10 protein-coding genes are annotated in these 18,917 nt (G+C 68.3%); 3 read left to right on the top strand and 7 right to left on the bottom strand.

What is annotated here, in order from left to right; translation table 11 throughout:
- Positions 1 to 26: 26 nt before the first annotated feature.
- The 4 genes from ACOZHM_RS09275 to creB form a co-directional block, all read right to left on the bottom strand.
- Entirely contained in the window at positions 27 to 5,510 is a 5,484-nt protein-coding gene (locus ACOZHM_RS09275; RefSeq protein ID WP_421568955.1) for a dermonecrotic toxin domain-containing protein, read from the bottom strand.
- Between the two features lie 390 nt (positions 5,511 to 5,900).
- Positions 5,901 to 7,220 (bottom strand): cell envelope integrity protein CreD, encoded by a 1,320-nt coding sequence (gene creD / locus ACOZHM_RS09270; protein ID WP_421568954.1) that lies wholly within the window; start codon positions 7,218 to 7,220, stop codon positions 5,901 to 5,903.
- Positions 7,221 to 7,282: 62 nt separating this feature from the next.
- Positions 7,283 to 8,719, bottom strand: a complete 1,437-nt coding sequence (creC, locus tag ACOZHM_RS09265) for a two-component system sensor histidine kinase CreC (RefSeq protein ID WP_421568953.1) — start codon at positions 8,717 to 8,719, stop codon at positions 7,283 to 7,285.
- Positions 8,720 to 8,721: 2 nt separating this feature from the next.
- Positions 8,722 to 9,417, bottom strand: a complete 696-nt coding sequence (creB, locus tag ACOZHM_RS09260; protein ID WP_421568952.1) for a two-component system response regulator CreB — start codon at positions 9,415 to 9,417, stop codon at positions 8,722 to 8,724.
- A 45-nt stretch (positions 9,418 to 9,462) separates the two neighbouring features.
- Between creB and ACOZHM_RS09255 the strand changes: the two genes are divergently transcribed.
- The 3 genes from ACOZHM_RS09255 to mfd all read left to right on the top strand — a co-directional run bounded on the left by ACOZHM_RS09255 (position 9,463) and on the right by mfd (position 14,535).
- Positions 9,463 to 10,320: a 23S rRNA (adenine(2030)-N(6))-methyltransferase RlmJ gene (locus tag ACOZHM_RS09255; RefSeq protein ID WP_421568951.1), complete on the top strand. Its 858-nt coding sequence runs from the start codon at positions 9,463 to 9,465 to the stop codon at positions 10,318 to 10,320.
- Between the two features lie 130 nt (positions 10,321 to 10,450).
- Positions 10,451 to 10,999, top strand: coding sequence for a GNAT family N-acetyltransferase (locus tag ACOZHM_RS09250; protein ID WP_421568950.1), 549 nt, complete (start codon positions 10,451 to 10,453; stop codon positions 10,997 to 10,999).
- 68 nt (positions 11,000 to 11,067) lie between these two features.
- Positions 11,068 to 14,535: a transcription-repair coupling factor gene (gene mfd / locus ACOZHM_RS09245; protein ID WP_421568949.1), complete on the top strand. Its 3,468-nt coding sequence runs from the start codon at positions 11,068 to 11,070 to the stop codon at positions 14,533 to 14,535.
- Between the two features lie 230 nt (positions 14,536 to 14,765).
- On the opposite strand, the gene ACOZHM_RS09240 is transcribed toward mfd, so the two are convergent.
- The 3 genes from ACOZHM_RS09240 to ACOZHM_RS09230 all read right to left on the bottom strand — a co-directional run bounded on the left by ACOZHM_RS09240 (position 14,766) and on the right by ACOZHM_RS09230 (position 18,911).
- A complete protein-coding gene (locus tag ACOZHM_RS09240; protein WP_421568948.1) occupies positions 14,766 to 16,862 on the bottom strand; it encodes a M13 family metallopeptidase in 2,097 nt (698 codons plus the stop codon).
- Positions 16,863 to 17,039: 177 nt separating this feature from the next.
- Positions 17,040 to 17,789, bottom strand: a complete 750-nt coding sequence (gene gpmA, locus ACOZHM_RS09235; RefSeq protein WP_421568947.1) for a 2,3-diphosphoglycerate-dependent phosphoglycerate mutase — start codon at positions 17,787 to 17,789, stop codon at positions 17,040 to 17,042.
- 87 nt (positions 17,790 to 17,876) lie between these two features.
- Positions 17,877 to 18,911: a cation diffusion facilitator family transporter gene (locus tag ACOZHM_RS09230; RefSeq protein WP_421568946.1), complete on the bottom strand. Its 1,035-nt coding sequence runs from the start codon at positions 18,909 to 18,911 to the stop codon at positions 17,877 to 17,879.
- Positions 18,912 to 18,917 lie beyond the last annotated feature (6 nt).

Genomic DNA, 18,917 nt, shown 5'->3' with positions numbered 1-18,917 from the left:
GGGGTCGATGGGGGCCGCCGCCGCGTTCATGGACTGGAAATCCGGTACAGGAGCTGGTTCCAGCGGCGCTGTACGGCGTGCTGGCGCAGCACGTCGGTGCCGACCTGGCGCAGCCCGAACTGCACCTCGCCGCGCTCCGACACGGGGTAGGCGCCGTAGAGGTCGCCCAGGCTCAACGGCCGCGTGGCGGCTGAACCCGGTATCTGGGTGACCGGGCGCAGCTGGAAGTACGCTGGCAGCCAGCGCTCGAACGCGGCGAAGCTGGTGAACTCGACCAGGCCGAAGTTGGGGTCGTACAGGCTGTACGTGCGGCGACCGTTGCTGGCGACCTTCACCGCACAGGCCATGCTGTGGGACGCCCCGGACAGGACGAACTGACTGCTCTCGCCCACCCCGCCCAGCAGCTGGGTCAGTTCGGCGGCATCGACCCGCTCGGAGGCCGACAACGCGTGGCGCGGCAGCGCCGCACCCTGCGCATCGAGCGCCATCTCGCGCACGGTGGTGGCAAGCGTGGAACCCGGCCGGCTGATGGCCGCGCGCAGATTGCGCACCAGCTGCACCTGCGCATCCTCGCCGAGTGCCACGGCCATGATCCGCGACAGGCCGGTACACACACCGGCCCCACCGACCGGCAGGTCCTCGAACAGCAGGCCCTGCGACACCGGCATGAAGCTGCCGCCCGCGCGATGCACCAGCGTGTCGATGCTGAAGCTCAGCCGGGCATACCAGCCGTTGCGCTGCAGCGCTTCGAGCCGCGCGATGATCTCGGACATCGCCCCCTTCTGCACCATGTCCAGCCCGCCCTCGAGGAACTGGCGTTTCAGGTCCGCCACCGACATCTCGCCGTTGGACAGCCGCACCCGGCGCCAGTTCACCCTGCCCCACTTGAAGTCCGCGGTGGCCGCATCGGTTGCGCCCTCGCGGACCTTGGCCAGGTGGGCGTTCAGCGCGCCACGGTAGCTGCTTTCGATGGACACGCTGCGCGACACCTCCGGCGCACGACCACCGCCGCGCAGCCCCACGTCCGGATTCACTTCCCAGGCCCCTTCCGCGTTGAGCCGGATCGGCTGCTGGTAGTGCGCCCCGCCACCGGGTTGACGCAGCCGCCAGGTATGCGCGGCATCGTCGAAGAACACCTCGTACGTGTGCTCGGCCTGCCGGATGTACTGTTTTCCCGCGTAGCGGTAGACGCCGTTTTCAGCCGGTCGCACCCCGTCGATGCGCCCCGGCAGCGCGTAGCGCTCGGCCATTCCCCGCAGCGGGTCCACCGCGGCGTCGTCGATCACGACCTGCGCCGTCCATTCGACGCGCGCCCCATCGGCCGCCGCCAGGTTGACCAGGCGCGATACCGCGAGCGGGGCCAGCCCGATCGCCGCACCCACCGCCGCACGCGCGCCGGCGCTTCGTTCGGCCTCGCTGCGGCCGTCGATGGCCTGTTCCGCGCCGAGCCCGAGTTCGGCCACCGTGCCCACGGCCACCACCGGCAGCAACGGGGGCAGGACGACGCTGGCCAACCCCGCCACGACATTGAAGCGCTGCATGCGCGCCAGCCAGTGATGGCGGAACGACTCCCAGTTGGACGTCATCAGCACCCGGGCATCGCTTTCGGTGCGCGCACGCAGCCGTGTCACCAGCGCCGACACCAGCCGGTTGCCCTCGATCGGCCGCGACGTTCCCTCCACGGGAAACTGTTCGCCGTTGGCCAGCCCCAGCACGCTCTGCACGCCACTGTAGAACCAGCCATCCTGCAGGTCCGCCAGGTCGAAGGCGGGCTCAATCCAGGCGCAGCCCGCATCGGTGGCCGTCTGGCCGCGCAGCCAGGTGACCATCTCCTGCGGATGGGCGAACTCGTAGAAGCGGTTCTGTTCGTTGGGGTAGTAGAGAATGGTTTCCGGCCCCTGCGTGTCCTGGATCTGGATGATGGTGGAGGCGATGCCGTACACCTCCAGCCATCCGGCACGGATGCCCGGCCCCATCGCGGGATCATCGCCATGGCCGCCGGTTGCATTGACCGTATCGCCCCCTGCCATCAGCGCGAGCTGCAGACCACGATCGGAAAGGGAGCCGTCGCCGTACTGCTGCCAGGCCGAGAACAGATAGGAGCCGCGCACCGCGTGCTCCACCTCCCGGCGCTGCTGCGTCCAGAAGTCCGCCAGCGCGGCCAGGTACGTGCCTTGCAGGTCCAGTTCGCGGGCGATGGTGAGGAACTGGTCCGGACCGATCTCGGTGGCCTCGGTCTTCTGGTCATACACCTCCTGCTCTGCGGCCAGATACAGGCCACACGATTCCAGCATGCCATCGCCCTCCGGAAGGCCTTCGGCCTTGCTGAGCGCGCACTCCACCAGCGATTGCGCGCCGGTGCGCTGGGCGGCGTTGTGTACCCAGCCACTGCGCGCCTCGCTGCTGCGCGTGCCGCCAGAGAAGGTGACGATGGAGTAGCGGCTGCTGTCGAAGGCCACGCCGTGCCGTGCCAGCACGGCATCATCCAGCGCCTTCTCGACGAACCGGGGCAGCAACGGGTATTCGCGCTCCAGCAGGCTGCGCGACGCGTTGAGGTCATACAGCGCGCGCACGCCGTCGAAATCGATGTTGCGCAACGCCGCGCCGGTGCCGTTGCCAGCGCCGACATCTGCCAGCCAGTGCACCGGCGTGGCAGCGGCAACCTCCGCCGCGGCCTTCAGAATCGGCAACGCCACCGCGGTGGGTTGCCGCGACATCTGCTGGTCCAGCGCGTTGAAGTCGCGCCGGGCCACGGCGGCCGGTCCGCGCAGCAGGTGTTGCAATTGCTGCTGCCGTAGATCCAGCTCCTGCTGGAACAGCCGCTCCATGAAGTCGCCGCGCAGCGGCGCCGCGGTGCTCACCGCCGCAGTGCGGTTGCGCTGCCAGTGGTGATGGTGCTGCATGGCCACCCAGCGTTCCAGGCGTCGTGGCAGCTCCACCTCCAGCTGGGCCAGCGCCTCGGCCACCGAGTCGAACTCCTCCACGGCCGGCGTGCGCGAGGTACTGACGACCGCGGTGGCGCCGCCGCCTTCGATCACGTCGGCGAGCAGCAGCACCCCGTGCAGGGGCTGCGCTGGACCGCCCGCAGGCGTGGCCTGCAGCGGATACGCATGCAGTACCTTGCCGGGCAGCTTCAGCGCGCGCCCGTTCTCCGGCGCGCGATCATCGAACTGGGCAGGATGCAGCAGCATCGTGCTGACCAGCCATGCGCCTGCGGGGCTCAACCGGCCCCCGGCGATCATCAGGATGCTCGCGCCGATCAGGCGCATCGTGGTGCCCCGGCAAAACAGCGCACGATCATGGTCGCGCGCAGTGCCGTTGGCGCCGTCCACGTAACGGCCGTGCAGGTGTGTGAACTCGTCGATGAACCTGCGCCCGGTGATCGCGGCGTTGAACTGCTGCAGGGTGGGCCGCTGGCACTCCTGATTGGGAAAATAGCTGCTCTGTCCGCTTCGGAAGTACAACGCGGTGCGGTCGCTGTCGCGCTCCGGCGGCAGTACGGCCGCCTCCACCAAGCTGTAGGAGCTGGTCAGCCCACTGCGCACGCGTTGACCGGGCCTGACCTGCCGCCGGTCGCCCGGCTGCTCCCGCAGCGAGGGCGGCCGGGGGTGCGAGGATTCCCAGCGCTCCCAGAGCTCGTTGTGCTGGAACGTGTTGCGGTAGATCTGGCGCGGATCCACGCGCTCGCCCAGCGTGGCATTGAACGTCGCAGACAGCATGGCGGCGATGTGGTCGTCCAGGTGCGGCATTCCTGCGTACACCTGCGCGAGGACGACCTCCGAATCGGCCAGTTCATTGAGCGCCTCCACCATCGCCTCGCGGGCGTCCAGCGGCGCATCCAGGCTGTTTCCCCAGAAGCTGATCATGCCCGACGCCTCCGCATCGGGCAGGCCGTCGCCCGGCTGGAAGTGGATCGCGCCAGGCGCATTCGCCGCCGGCTGGTTCTGCTTGGCCGCCTCGATCAGGCGCCGGCTCACCTCGGCCAGACGCGCCTCATCCGCCATCTGCTGCTTGATGTAGGCCGCCGGAGCGGCAACAGGGTTCAGGTCATGGGCATCGCGCCGCGCGCGGATGTGCCGATCGGCGGAGCCGTGCGGGCGGATCGACGCGTCGGCATCCCACGTGGCCAGCACCCGGTCCGCCACGCCATTGTCCAGCAGCAGCGCCTCGACCTGCGCGACCAGTGCGTCACCCTCTGCGGCGGCGTCCGCGGCCTGTACCCGGGAACGGATGTCATTCCAGACCGTGTCGCGTCCCTGCACGTCCATGACATGGTCGAGCAGCTCGACAACCGCGTCGGTCGTGGCGCGCGACTCGACGGGCGCGCCGTCGTCTTCCGGAGCATTGGCGAACGCCCAGGACCAGCCCAGCCGCATCAGTGACACACCGCTGAGCAACGCACCGGCGGCGATGCCCAGCAACGCCCCGTCACTGCACCGCCCCGCCGACGCGGCAACAGGCAAGGGGGCAACGCGCCAGGCGTCGACGCGAACGGGCACGGCGCCGCTGGCAGGCGCGGTCGGCGGTGCCTGTGGCCCGGCGCCGGCCGGCGTCAGCGCCACGTCGGCGGGCGTGACCTGCGCCGCCCCTGTGCGTGCGCCCAGCCATGCGAGCCCGTGTGTTGCGGCCTGCAACGTGGCCATCGCCAGCGCGGCGCGCCCGCCGGCCTGCCGTTGCGTTGCGGCAGGATCCAGCGACGCGCGACTGGCGATGTCCAGCAGGCGGTGGCCGAGCCGGGAGCCGTCCGAGCCTGCGACCGCCAGCAGCGGACTGCCCTGCCCGTTGCGCCCCGGGCACTCCAGCTCTGCCAGCGCGTACAGGATGTGCCCGCGTTCGGTGTCGCTGAGCGCCGGCCGATGGTCCGCGTCGACCCGATCGAACAGCGCCGCCAGCACATGACGGGGATCCAGAAGGCCATCGTCGCGCGCCGCCCGCGCCACCTCCTGCGTCACCGCCGCCGGGTCGTGCAGCGGGGGTGCCACACCGCGCAAGGCGGTACGCAACCATTCCTCGGCTGCGACAGGGTCGGCATCCGTGCCGGCCGCCTGCACTGTGCGTGCAATCACGCGGCAATCGGCCACCCCGCATGCACGCTGTTCGGACAACAGGGCCAGCCACACCGCACTGGGCAGGTCGAATGGCCGGTACAGCGCGTCACGGATCGTCTGCAGCGTGCGCGAGGTCGACGCGACCTCTGCACCCAAGGACGCGCGCAACGGCAGGCACGCCACTTCCCAACCGGCCCGCGAACAGGTCAGCAGCGAGGCAACGGTCTGGTGCCATGCATCGCGTTCGGCGTCGTCCAGCCCGGGTGGCAGCAGCATCGCCAGGCCGTCGTTGACCAATGCTTCGGCCATCGGCGCAGCCAGTGGCGTGTGCGCGAACCTTCCCTGCAGCGCCATGAAGAAGGGCCCGTCCACAGGACCGTGTGCCAGCGCACGCGCCAGGGCGTCGAGTTCGCTCTGCGGAACATGGGCCAGCTGCAGCACGCGCCCCGGCGTCGGCTTCATGGCATTGCCCACCGACTGTGGCACGCCGCGAGCGGCGTTCGAGGGTGGTGCAAGTGGGGGCACTGCGCTGCCTGCGGCAGCACGCGGAGGAGACGGTGACAACGGGGGGATGGGAGACATGGGGGCGTCGCACGTAACGGGGGGCGAAGCGTAGCCAGCGCCGCCTGCGAACATCTGTGCGGTGCGTGCAGCATCAGAATTCTCGTACCCCGTAACGCGCTGCATGCGTCAGGCCCAGAGCGTTGACGTCCTCCTATCATTCGCGCCGCGAATCAAGACCGCTGGCACCGATTGATGCGACAGCCAGCACCAAGCAGCGCGCCAACCGGACCGCATGGACCCGGCTGGCGCGTTTGGGCAGGCGATGCCGCCCCCTCCGTTACCGCAGTCTTACTTCAGGCTCGCGCCCAGCTCGTACCAGTCGATACGACGGGTGATCCACATCGCCGCAGCCAGCACCGCGAACAGCAGCAGCGAGCCCATCAGCAACGCATTGTTCTCCGATACCAACAGACCGTAGAGCGCGCCGTAGAGAACGGTCAGCATGCCGGCAAAGCCCAACCCGCGTACCCAGCTGCGCAGCACCCCGGACAGGTACACCGCCTGCAGCCCGATGCAGGCCACTGCGGAGACCACGTAGGCGACCCAGAACGGAATGTGCTCGGACAGGCTGAGCAGCAGCAGGAAGAAGATCGCCAGTGCCAGGCCGACCATCAGGTACTGCAGGGGATGGATACGCAGGCGTTTGATCAGTTCGAACAGGATGAAGCCGACAAACGTAAGCACGATGAAGAGGATGCCGTACTTGCTGGCGCGATCGGCCTGGGTGTAGATGTCGACGGGATTGACCAGCTCCACGCTCACCGTTTCCGGCTCCACATCGCGGTCGCTGCGCAGCTGCCGTTGCGCCTCGGAGGCCAGCGAGGAGACCGCCCACTCCGCATCGAAGCCGCTTTCTCCCACCTTGCGTTCGTTGGGCAGGAAGCTGCCACCAAACAACGGATGCGGCCACGGCGAGCGGATGGCGATGCGGCTGTCATCGCCCACCGGCACCACTGCCAGCGACCGGGTGCCATCGAGCACCAGCTCCAGTTCCACCTTGCTGGCCTTGAGCTGCCCACCGGAACGGTCGTCGAAATCGCGAAGCGGCACATGCAGCCCCTTGCCGATGCCGGTCACATCGCCGATGCCGGGCTGCAGGGTCAGCGCCTGGCCGTCGACCTTCAGGTCCGGGGAACCGACCAGACCGCGCACATCGGCGATGCCCACCGCCAGGTAAGGCGTGCCATACAGGCGGCCGGCCTTGACCGGATAGTCGTCATCGCTGAACTCGGCAGTAACCTTGGCCGTCCAGGTGTAGACCGGCACGCGGAACAGGCCGACCTTGCGCTCGTCGGGCGTCATTCCGCCGTCGACCACCAGCCGCGATGGCATCTGCAGCCAGTAGCTCTGCTCCACATGCGTCTCGATCTTCTTGGTGCCCGCCGCGTCCACCACTTCGACCTGGCGGGTCTCGGTCCACGGCACCACCCGGATCGGGCCGGTCAGGGTCTGCGCCCCGGCGCGGCTCTGCGCAACGCGCAGGTAGGCCTGGTCGCGGTACGCCTCGCGCTCGCTGATCACGCCCTTGATCATCATCAACGGAATCAGCAGCAGCAGGATCAGCCCGCCAACGATGGCGAACCGCAACAGCATCTTCAGGGATTTCATCACCCGTCCTCGGTTTGGGAAGGGTGCCAGCGTCGCGCCTGTGGGTGAGCAGGGTTTGTGTTCTATTTGAAGTGAATGTGAAGCGACGCGACCGCGCCGCCCCCCTCACGGTTGGTCAACGCGACCCGCCCGCCATGCAAGCGGGCCACCTCACGCACGAACGACAAGCCCAACCCCGAGCTGCGCAGGCCGGTGGCGGGCCGCGCCAGCGAATAGAAGCGCTCGAACACCCGCTCCAGCGCGTAGTCGGGAACGCCGCTGCCACGGTCGGCCACCTGCAGCACCACGCCCTCGCCGTCGGCCACGGCGCCCAGTTCGATCCGGCTGCCGGCAGCGGAGAAGGCCAGCGCGTTCTCCAGCAGGTTGTTCAGCGCCTGCCGCAGCAGATAGCCATCGCCCAGCACCTCCAGGCCCGGCGCGACATCGACCTGCAGGGATATCCCCGCGGCCTGTGCACGCACCGCGACGGCGTCGGCGGCGCCCTGCAGCAGCGGGGCCAGCGCGATCCGTTCGCGCTTCTGCAGCCAGCCGTGCTGTTCCACTTCGGCCAGCGCCAGCAGTTTGTCGATGGTTTCGGTCAGGCGCTGCTCCTGGCCCTGGATGCTGCGCGCGAAATGTACACGGTCGGCATCGGGCAGCGGCTCCTGCAGCAGTTCGGCCGCCCCGCGGATGGCGGCCAGCGGGCTCTTCATCTCATGCGTCAGCGACTGCACGTACTGCTCCACATACGCCTTGCCTTCCAGCTTGCGGCGCATGGTCTCCAGCGCCTGGCCGAGGTCGCCGATCTCGTCGCGGCGAGGCTTCGGCGGCGGCACCGGTTCGCCGGCACTGACCGCCTTGGCATAGCGGTTGAGCCGGTTGACCCCGTGCATCAGCCAGCCCGTCATCAACAGTCCGACCAGCGCCGACAGGCCGATCAGCCACGCCCCGCGCTGCAGGATGGCGCGCTGGCTGGCCGCGATGAACGGATCGATGCTGCGGTTGGGCTGGGCCAGGCTGAGCACGCCGATCAGCCGCTTGGGATCGGCAGGGTCATGGATCGGCGCGGCCACGTGCATGACCGAGTGGACCTCGTCACCCGGCGTTTCCGGGCTGGAGCGCGCACCGTATTCGCCGCGCAGCGTGCGGTAGACATCGTTCCAGCGCGAATTGTCGCGGCCCAGCGCCTGCCCGCTGGAGTCGTACACCACGATGCCGCGCGCATCGGTGATGGTTACCTGGTAATCCAGCGTGCGCTTGGGGAAGCGCCATACCATCGCCTTGGGATCGCGGCGCTGCGCGCGGGCCAGGTTGGCCACGAACTGGCCATCGCGGATGTGCCCGGCCTTGAGGTCGGCGGCCGCCATCTCCGCCAGCACGTTGGCCGCGTCCACCAGGGTGGACTCCATGGCCTGGCGCACGCCCGGCTTCACTTCGTTGACGAAGACGCGCATCACGAAGAATGCGGCGATGCCGACGATCAGGAACACGCCGAGGAACAACTTGAGGCCCAGGCGCACGCTTATACCTCCAAGGCGTAGCCAACACCGCGATGGGTGCGGATCGGGTCGGGTTCGGCGCCGGCCGCGCGCAGCTTCGCGCGCAGCGTCTTGACGTGGGTGTCCACGGTGCGGTCCGCGCTGTCGGCGGTGATGTCCCAGCCGCGGTCCATCAGCTGGGCGCGGCTGAGGATCGCACCGGGGCGCTGCAGCAGCGCCGCCATCAGCGCATATTCGTAGCGGGTCAGCTCCAGCAGCTGTTCGCCGAAGCGGATGCGGCGGCCGTCGCGGTCGATCGCGAAGCGCCCGTGCTGCTGCCAGCCGTCCTGTCCGGCCGCCACCGGTGCGCTCGCGCGACGCAGGCGGGCGCGTACCCGCGCCACCAGCTCGCGCGGCGAGAACGGCTTGGCCATGTAGTCGTCGGCGCCCAGCTCCAGCCCCAGCACGCGGTCGAACTCGTCATTGCGCGCGGTCAGGAAGATCACCGGCACCTCGCTGAAGGTCCGCAGCGTACGGCACACCTCGAACCCGCTCATGTCGGGCAGGCCCACGTCCAGCACCACCACGTCGAACGGCTCCTGGCGCAGCGCCTGCAGCGCCTGCCCGCCGAGCAGGCAGTGCCGGGCGCCATAGCCCTCGCTGCGCAGCGCATACAGGACGGTATCGGCGATGGCGGCTTCGTCTTCGACGACCAGGACGTTGTGCAGGGGGCGGTTCATGCGCGCAGCATAGCCGCTGGGCCCGCCGCCCCGTACACTGCGCCGATGAATTACCGCCACGCCTTCCACGCCGGCAACCATGCCGATGTGCTCAAGCACATCGTGCAGCTTGCCCTGCTCGACACCTTCAAGCGCAAGGACAGCCCGTTCTTCGTGCTGGACACCCACGGCGGCGCCGGCCGCTACCTGCTGGCCAGCGAAGAAAGCCGCAAGACCCTGGAGGCCGAAGACGGCGTGATGCGCCTGATGGCGCAGCCGCAGCTGCCGGCCGTGGTCGAGCGCTACCTGAAGGCGGTACAGGCGGACAACCCGGTCGGGGCCATGATCAGCTACCCCGGTTCCCCGCTGCTCAGCGCCCAGACCCTGCGCGAGCAGGACCGCATGGCGGTATGCGAGCTGCAGGACGCCGAGGCGGCCTCGCTCAAGGCCCTGTTCGCCCATGACAGCCGGGTGGCGGTCCTTCACGCCGACGGCTACGCCCAGAACAAGGCGCTGCTGCCGCCGAAGGCCAACGGGGTGAAGATCGGCCGTGGGCTGGTCCTCATCGACCCGCCCTACGAGGGCCAGGATGCCGAATACCAGCGCATCCTCGCCTCGGTCACCGAGATCCTGGCGCGCTGGCCGCAGGCCAGCTTCGCCGTCTGGTTCCCGATCAAGCAGCGCCGCACCATCCTGCACTTCCTGCGCAAGGCCTGCGCGTTGCCGGTCAAGTCGGTGCTTACAGTAGAACTACTGGTTCGACCGGACGATTCACCGCTGCGCCTCAACGGCAGTGGCATGCTGCTGCTCAACCCGCCGTGGCAGTTCGACCAGGTGCTGGCACCGGCCATGCCGGTACTGAAGCAGCATCTGGGCGAGGCCGGCGCCAGCACCCGCCTGCAATGGCTGAAGCAGGCCGAGTAAGCCGAGCACCCGGGAATTGACCCCACCGCCCGCCGCCGCGTCCGGGCAAGGCGGTTCGGTGTGAGTGTTTCGTTCACGGAACACGCACCCGGGAATGCGAGAATCCAAAGACCACCAAGGAATCACCGGTATGGCTACCCGTAACCGCATGCCGCCCTGGCACGAAATCTTCAAGGCACCCAGCGGCCACCAGCTGCTGATCCGCCCGATCCGTCCGGAAGACGTCGGCCCGCTGCAGGCGGCCTTCAGTCTGTTTGGTCCGGAGGAAATCCGCGACCGCTTCCTGCAGTCGCTCACCGAGCTCTCTGCAGAAGCCGCGCAGCGTCTGACCCACCCCAATCCCAAGAGCGAAATCACTCTGGTCGCCGCGGAGTCGTCGCATCCGCCGGGTGAAGCCGTGGTTGGCGCGGTCGCACGTGCCTCCATGATCCAAGGCACCCGCGAGGCCGAGTACGCCATCCTGATCAGCCGTTTCCTGGTTGGCCAGGGTCTGGGGCGCCAGCTGATGCGCAAGCTGGTCAAGTGGGCGCGCGGCAAGTATCTGGATCGTCTGTACGGCGACGTTGCCGAAGAGAACGAACCGATGAAGCAGCTCGCCGCATCGCTGGGCTTCAAGCCCATCCCGCATCCGCAGGGTACGCCGGGCCTGGTGCGCATGGTGCTGGAACTGGATTCGTAGCGCCGGGTTCTGCCCGGCCGCGCTGTCCGTTGTTGCCGGGCAGAGCCCGGCACTACAATTGATGGTTCATGGCATCTTCTTCATACCCCGTTCCGCCGCTGCCCCGTTCCGGCCAGCTCCGCGCCTGGTGGCGCGCTCCCGCATCGGCCACGGCGCTGGCATGGTATGTCGCGCGTGCCGCGCAGGCCCATGACGGGCCGTTGCTGGTCATCGCCCGCGACAACCACGGCGCGAACCAGATCGAGGCCGATCTGCGCACGCTGCTGGGTGCCGATGCGGACCTGCCGGTGGTCGCGTTCCCGGACTGGGAAACCCTGCCCTACGACGCCTTCAGCCCGCACCCGGACATCATCTCGCAGCGCCTGGCCGCGCTGCACCGGCTGCCGACGCTCAGGCGCGGCATCGTGGTGGTGCCGGTGCAGACACTGCTGCAGCAACTGGCGCCGCTCAAGTACATCATCGGGGGCAGCTTCGACCTGAAGGTCGGCCAGCGTCTGGACCTGGACGCCGAGAAGCGCCGTCTTGAAGCGGCCGCCTACCGCAACGTGCCGCAGGTGATGGACCCGGGTGATTTTGCCGTGCGCGGTGGCCTGCTCGACGTGTTCCCGATGGGCGCCGATGCGCCGCTGCGCGTGGAATTGCTGGACGAGGACATCGACTCGATCCGCGCGTTCGACCCGGAAAGCCAGCGCTCGCTGGACAAGGTCGACGCGGTGCGCATGCTGCCCGGCCGTGAAGTGCCGCTGGACGAGCTGAGCGTGTCGCGGGTGCTGGCCATCCTGCGCGAGCGCTTCGACGTGGATACCCGCCGCAGCGCGCTGTACCAGGACCTCAAGTCCGGGCTGGCGCCGGCCGGTGTGGAGTACTACCTGCCGCTGTTCTTCGACCAGACCGCCACGCTGTTCGATTACCTGCAGCCCAACGCGCTGCCGGTGGTCGCCGCAGGCGTCGGCGAAGCCGCGGCCGCATTCTGGGCGCAGACCCAGAACCGCTACGAGCAGCGCCGCCACGATGTCGAGCGCCCACTGCTGGCCCCGTCCGAGCTCTATCTCAGCCCGGAAGCGCTCAACACGCGTTTGAACGCGCTGCCACGGATCGAGGTCTGGAACGCGGACCATCCGCGCATCGACGAGGCGCAGCCGCTGGGCGACCAGCCGTTGCCGCCGCTGCCGGTGGCCGCACGCGACGCGCCGGCCGGTGAGGCGCTCAAGTCCTTCATCGGCCACTACCCGGGCCGGGTGCTGATCGCCGCCGATTCGCCCGGCCGCCGCGAGGCCCTGCTCGAAGTGCTGCTCGCCGCCGAGCTGAAGCCGCCGGTGGTCGCCGACCTGCCCGCCTTCCTAGCCCAGACCGACCTGCGCTTCGCGATCACCGTCGCGCCGCTGGAAGACGGATTCGCCCTGGACACGCCCGCGCTGGCGGTGCTCACCGAGCGCCAGCTGTTCCCCGAACGCGCCGGCCAGACCCGCCGCAGCCGCCGCGTCGGCCGCGAACCGGAAGCGATCATCCGCGACCTCGGCGAGCTCAATGAAGGCTCGCCGATCGTCCACGAAGACCACGGCGTGGGCCGCTACCGCGGGCTGATCGTGCTGGACGCGGGCGGCATGCCCGGCGAGTTCCTGGAGATCGAATACGCCAAGGGCGACCGGCTGTACGTGCCGGTGGCCCAGCTGCACCTGATCAGCCGTTACTCCGGCGCCTCGGCCGAAACCGCGCCGCTGCATTCGCTGGGGGGCGAGCAGTGGACCAAGGCCAAGCGCCGCGCCGCTGAAAAGGTCCGCGACGTGGCGGCCGAACTGCTGGAAATCCAGGCGCGGCGACGTGCGCGCGCAGGCCTGGCGCTGCATGTGGACCGGGCGATGTACGAGCCCTTCGCGGCCGGCTTCCCGTTCGAGGAAACCCCCGACCAGCTCGCCGCGATCGACGCCACCCTGCGCGACCTGGCCAGCAGCCAGCCAATGGACCGCGTAGTGTGCGGTGACGTCGGCTTCGGCAAGACCGAAGTCGCCGTCCGCGCCGCGTTCGCGGCCGCCAGCGCCGGCAAGCAGGTCGCCGTGCTGGTGCCGACCACGCTGCTGGCCGAGCAGCACTACCGCAACTTCCGCGACCGCTTCGCCGACTGGCCGCTGCGGGTGGAAGTGCTGTCGCGCTTCAAGACCACCAAGGAGATCAAGGCCGAGCTGGAGAAGGTCGCCGCCGGCACCATCGACGTCATCATCGGCACCCACCGGCTGCTGCAGCCGGACGTGAAGTTCAAGGACCTTGGCCTGGTGGTGGTGGACGAAGAGCAGCGCTTCGGCGTGCGCCAGAAGGAGGCGCTGAAGGCGATGCGCGCCAACGTGCACCTGCTGACGCTGACCGCCACGCCGATTCCGCGCACGCTCAACATGGCCATGGCCGGCCTGCGCGACCTGTCGATCATTGCCACGCCGCCGCCGAACCGGCTGGCGGTGCAGACCTTCATCACCGCGTGGGACAACGCGTTGCTGCGCGAGGCCTTCCAGCGCGAACTCGCGCGCGGCGGCCAGCTGTACTTCCTGCACAACGACGTGGAAAGCATCGGCCGCATGCAGCGCGACCTGGCCGAACTGGTGCCCGAGGCGCGCATCGGCATCGCCCACGGGCAGATGCCCGAACGTGAGCTGGAACGGGTGATGCTCGATTTCCAGAAGCAGCGCTACAACGTGCTGCTGTCGACCACGATCATCGAATCGGGTATCGACATCCCGAACGCCAATACCATCATCATCAATCGCGCCGACCGTTTCGGCCTGGCGCAGCTGCACCAGCTGCGTGGCCGCGTCGGCCGTTCGCACCATCGCGCGTATGCCTACCTGGTGGTGCCGGACAAGCGCTCCATGACCCCTGACGCTGAAAAGCGCCTGGAAGCGATCGCATCGATGGACGAGCTCGGCGCCGGCTTCACGCTGGCCACGCACGACCTGGAAATCCGCGGTGCCGGCGAGCTGCTGGGCGAAGACCAGAGCGGCCAGATGGCCGAAGTGGGCTTCAGCCTGTACACCGAACTGCTCGAACGTGCGGTGCGCAGCATCCGGCTGGGCAACCTGCCCGACCTGGATGCCGGCGAAGAGGCACGCGGCGCCGAAGTGGAACTGCATGTGCCCGCGCTGATCCCCGACGACTACCTGCCCGACGTGCACACGCGCCTGACCCTGTACAAGCGGATCAGCAGCGCGCGCGACAACGAGCAGCTGCGCGAACTGCAGGTGGAAATGATCGACCGCTTCGGGCTGCTGCCCGATCCGGCCAAGCACCTGTTCGCGGTGGCCGAGCTCAAGCTGCAGGCCAATGTCCTGGGCATCCGCAAGCTGGAGCTGGGTGAGAATGGCGGGCGCATCGTGTTCGAGCCCAAGCCGCGCATCGACCCCATGTCGGTGATCCAGATGATCCAGAAGCAGCCCAAGCTGTACACCATGGACGGCCCGGACAAGCTGCGCATCAAGCACCCGCTGCCGCTGCCCGAAGACCGCTTCAACGCGGCCAAGGCACTGCTTGCCACGCTCGCCCCGGGCTGACCCCCGCTATCACCCCGCGCCGCCCCCCCGGCGCGGTCGCCGGTGAAACCGGACATGCTGTCGCACGGCATGTCGAACTTCACCGGCACGGGTGGCGGGCTGGTTCCGGACTTCAAGCCGGCCGATGCGTGGAAGACCACACTGACGCAGTACCTGAAGTGTCCTGCCTGAGGTGGTAACGAAAAGGCCCGGCAATTGCCGGGCCTCTCAGTTCCCTCGGTTGCGCTGACTTACCAGATCACCACGCGCTTGTCGTCCGCACGCACCATCGCGTCGCCCGGCTTGCATTCGAACGCCTGCGCGAACGCGGGCATGTTCGACGGCGCGCCATTGGCACGGAAGTTGGCCGGTGCGTGCGGGTCGGTGTTCAGGCGCACGCGCAGCTCGCCATCCGTGAAGTTGCGGCGCCACACGGTGGCCCAGTTCATGAAGAAGCGCTGGTCCTGGCTGTGGCCATCCACCGCCACGTTGGCCTTCGGATTCTCCTTCAGCGCCATCTGCAGCGCGTCGTAGGCCACGGTCAGGCCGCCCAGGTCGCCGATGTTCTCGCCCAGGGTCAGCTTGCCCTTGACGTTCACGCCCGGCAGCGATTCATAGCCGTCGAACTGCGCCACCAGCTGATCGGTGCGGCCGGTGAAGGCCTTGCGGTCGCTGTCGGTCCACCAGTTGTCGAAATTGCCGTTGGCGGCGAACTGGCTGCCCGAATCGTCGTAGCCGTGCATCATCTCGTGGCCGATCACCGCACCGATGCCGCCATAGTTTAGCGCCGGGTCCGCCTTGGCGTCGAAGAAGGGTGCCTGCAGGATCGCCGCCGGGAACACGATCTCGTTCTTGGTCGCGTTGTAGTACGCATTGACCGTCTGCGGGGTCATGCCCCACTCGGTCTTGTCCACCGGCTTGCCAATCTTGTTCAACATGTAGCGGTAGTTGAACGCACGTGCCGCCTGCATGTTGCCCAGGTAGCTGTCCGCGTTGGTCTCGAAGCCCGACCAGTCACGCCACTTGTCCGGGTAGCCGATCTTCGGCGTGAAGCTGGCCCACTTCTCCAGCGCCTTCTTGCGGGTGTCTTCGCTCATCCACTCCAGCTTCTCCAGGCGCGCCTTCAGCGCGACCGAGAGGTTCTCCACCAGGTGCTGCATCTGCACCTTGGATTCGGCCGGGAACACCGCGTCCACGTACAGCTGCCCCAGGCCTTCGCCGATCGAGCTGTTGACCGATTCCAGCACCCGCTTCCAGCGCGGCTGCATTTCCTTCTGGCCACGCAGCGTGCTGCCGTAGAAGTCGAAGTTGGCCTTCTCGAACGCGCTGCTCAGGTAGGGCGCCGCGTCGTCCACGGTGTGGAAGCGCAGGTAGGCCTGCCAGGTCGAGGCCGGCACCTCGGTCAGCATCGTGTTCACTTCGCTGAAGAACGCGGGCTGGGCCAGCGAGAACTTCTGCGCGGCCGGCACCTTCAGGGTGTCGAACAGCGCGGTCCAGCTGAAGTTCGGGGTCAGCTTGTCCGCGTCGGCGGCGCTGACCGGGTTGTAGCGCTTGGCCGGATCGCGCAGCTCGATGCGCGACAGCGAGGCCTTGGCCAGGCGGGTCTCGAAGTCCATCACCGCCTGCGCCTGGGTCTTGGCCTGCGCGGCGTCCACGCCGGACAGGGTCAGCGCCTGCGCGATGTACGCGACGTAGGCCTCACGGATCTTGGCCTGCGATGCGTCGAAGTAGTAGCCCTTCTCCGGCAGGCCCAGGCCGCCCTGGCCGACGTAGGCGATGACGTTGCCCGAGTCCTTGTAATCGGCATTGGCGGACAGCGAGAACAGCACGCCCTGACCCTGCGCCTGGCTGTCGCGCAGGTACTGGGTGATGGCGGCGGTGTCGTTCAACGCGGCGATCTTGTCCAGCTGCGGCTGCAGCGGTGCGATGCCGGCCGCTTCGATCTTGGCCTCATCCGAACCGGTCTTCCAGATATCGCCGATCTTGGCTTCCACCGAGCCGGCCTTGGCCTGGCTGGCGGCAGCCTGCTGCACCAGCGCGTGCTGCACTTCCAGCGAGCGCTCGCGCAGGATTTCGAAACTGCCCCAGGTGGTCTGGTCGTTCGGCACCGGGTTGGCCTTCAGCCAGCTGCTGTTGACGTAGCCGTTGAGGTCCTTGCAGGCCGCGATGGACGGATCCAGGTCAGCGCTATTGAGCGCGATCAGCGGGGTCTTGATCTGCGACAGATCGAACGCCGGCTTGGTCTCGGCAGTGGTGGCCGCAGGCGCGGTCTCGGTCTTGCCACAGGCCGACAGCGACGCGGCGATGGCAACGGTCAGGCCCAGCGGGGCCAGCTTGGACAACTTCATTCGACTCTCCGGCTACAGATGGGTGCATCGCCCGGAATGCGGGCAATCTGCGAGCGTAGCGCGGGAGGGCGGCGTCGGGACCCGCCAAAGGTCACGCCAACCGCGGCCGGGCAGAGCCCGGCTCTACGGCGTCAAGCAATCGAAAAGCGCTGGGGAATACCCACCAACGGTGGGTATCTACCGCGCCTTGCCTTGGTTCGCCACGGCCTCGGCCGCCTTTCGGGCCGCTTCCGGGTCGCCCAGGTAGCGGAACGACTGCACCGTCAGGTCATCGTTGAGTTCGAACAGCAGCGGGATGCCGGTCGGAATGTTGAGCTCCAGGATCGCTTCCTGCGAGACATTGTTGAGGTACTTGTACAGCGCGCGCAGCGAATTGCCGTGCGCGGTGACCAGCACCGTCTTGCCGTCCTTCAGCTGCGGCGCGATCGCATCGAACCAGTACGGCAGCACGCGATCCAGCGTGGTCGCCAGCGACTCCGTGCCCGGCAGCGCATTGCGGTCCAGCGTCGCGTAGCGGCGGTCGTGGATCGGGTGACCCGGGTCTTCGCGGTCCATCGCCGGCGGCGGGATGTCGTAGGAACGGCGCCAGATCTTGACCTGGTCCTCGCCGTGCTTGGCCGCGGTCTCGGCCTTGTCCAGGCCCTGCAGCCCGCCGTAGTGGCGCTCGTTCAGGCGCCAGCTCTTGCTCACCGGCAGCCAGTCCTGGTCCAGCTCGGCCAGCGCGCCCTGCAGCGTGTGGATGGCGCGCTTGAGCACCGAGGTGTGCGCCACATCGAACTGCAGCCCCTCCTCGCGCATCAGGCGGCCGGCGGCGGCGGCCTCGCGGCGGCCCTGCTCGGTCAGCTCCACGTCCACCCAACCGGTGAAGCGGTTGTCCAGGTTCCACTGGCTTTGGCCGTGGCGCAACAGTACGAGTTTCCGGGTCACTGCGGTTTCTCCGAGGGGATGGCAAGGCAGAGCGCCATTGTAGCGGCAACCTCGCCGCCGCTGCCCTGCCCGCCCTCGGCCGCCGATTCAGGGATGCGGATGGCCGTGGTGGCCCTGCGCATCGGGGCCGCTGCGGCGCGGCTCGTGCACCCGGTCATGCCCATGCCCCGCGTGCGCCGCATGATCATGATCGTGATCGTGCCCGCCGTGCCCAGCCTGCGCCGCAGGCGTGCCGTCGCCACAATCGTCCCCGCAATGATCCGCTTCGATCTGCAGCGTCACATGGTCGATGCCGAAATCCTCGTGCAGCGCCGTGCCCAGCCGGCGCCGCAGTCCATCGGCATCCACCCCTTCGGCGATCACCACGTGCGCCGTCAATGCCGGCGTGCTCGATGCCAGCGCCCACACGTGCAGATCGTGCACGTCCAGCACCCCGTCATGCGCGCACAACCGAGCGCGCACCGCCTCGACCTGGATACCCTTGGGCACGCCCTCCAGCAACACATTGATCGCCTCGCGCATCAGTACCCACGTGCGCGGCAGCACCCACAGCCCGATCAGCACCGCCAGGATCGGGTCGATCGGCTTCCAGCCTGTCCAGCGGATCAGCAGCGCACCAATGATCACCGCCACCGAGCCGAGCATGTCGGCCCACACCTCGAGGTACGCGCCCTTGACGTTGAGGCTCTCGCCGCTGCCGGCCCGCAGCAACCGCATCGAGATCAGATTGATGACCAGGCCGAACGCGGCGATCACCAGCATACCGGTCGACGCGATCTCCTGCGGTTGGCGGAAGCGTGCGACCGCCTCCCACAGAATGTAGGCAGCCACCACGAACAGCATCCCGCCATTGATCATCGCCCCCAGTGCTTCCAGCCGCGCGTAGCCATACGTACGCCGCGCGTCGGGCGGGCGCCGGCTCAGCCGTACCGCGACCAGCGCGATCATCAGCGCCAGCGTGTCGGTGGCCATGTGCGCCGCATCGGACAGCAGCGCCAGGCTGTTTGTCCAGAACGCCCCTGCCACCTCGACGATGAGGAAGATCGTTGTCAGACCCAGCGCCCACCACAACGGCTTTTCGTGGCGGATTTCGCTGGGCAGGTGATCGTGGTCGTGACCCATGGCGGT

This window comes from Stenotrophomonas sp. PD6, assembly GCF_049199305.1.
Lineage (GTDB): Bacteria > Pseudomonadota > Gammaproteobacteria > Xanthomonadales > Xanthomonadaceae > Stenotrophomonas.
This window is presented reverse-complemented; position numbering and strand designations above follow the sequence as displayed.

What these genes read in the sequence shown, in the direction of transcription:
- ACOZHM_RS09275 (WP_421568955.1), bottom strand. Translation starts at nt 5,510, where the DNA reads ATGAAGCCGACGCCGGGGCGCGTGCTGCAGCTGGCCCATGTTCCGCAG.
- creB (WP_421568952.1), bottom strand. Translation starts at nt 9,417, where the DNA reads ATGAACCGCCCCCTGCACAACGTCCTGGTCGTCGAAGACGAAGCCGCC.
- ACOZHM_RS09255 (WP_421568951.1), top strand. Translation starts at nt 9,463, where the DNA reads ATGAATTACCGCCACGCCTTCCACGCCGGCAACCATGCCGATGTGCTC.
- creD (WP_421568954.1), bottom strand. Translation starts at nt 7,220, where the DNA reads ATGAAATCCCTGAAGATGCTGTTGCGGTTCGCCATCGTTGGCGGGCTG.
- mfd (WP_421568949.1), top strand. Translation starts at nt 11,068, where the DNA reads ATGGCATCTTCTTCATACCCCGTTCCGCCGCTGCCCCGTTCCGGCCAG.
- ACOZHM_RS09240 (WP_421568948.1), bottom strand. Translation starts at nt 16,862, where the DNA reads ATGAAGTTGTCCAAGCTGGCCCCGCTGGGCCTGACCGTTGCCATCGCC.
- ACOZHM_RS09230 (WP_421568946.1), bottom strand. Translation starts at nt 18,911, where the DNA reads ATGGGTCACGACCACGATCACCTGCCCAGCGAAATCCGCCACGAAAAG.
- ACOZHM_RS09250 (WP_421568950.1), top strand. Translation starts at nt 10,451, where the DNA reads ATGGCTACCCGTAACCGCATGCCGCCCTGGCACGAAATCTTCAAGGCA.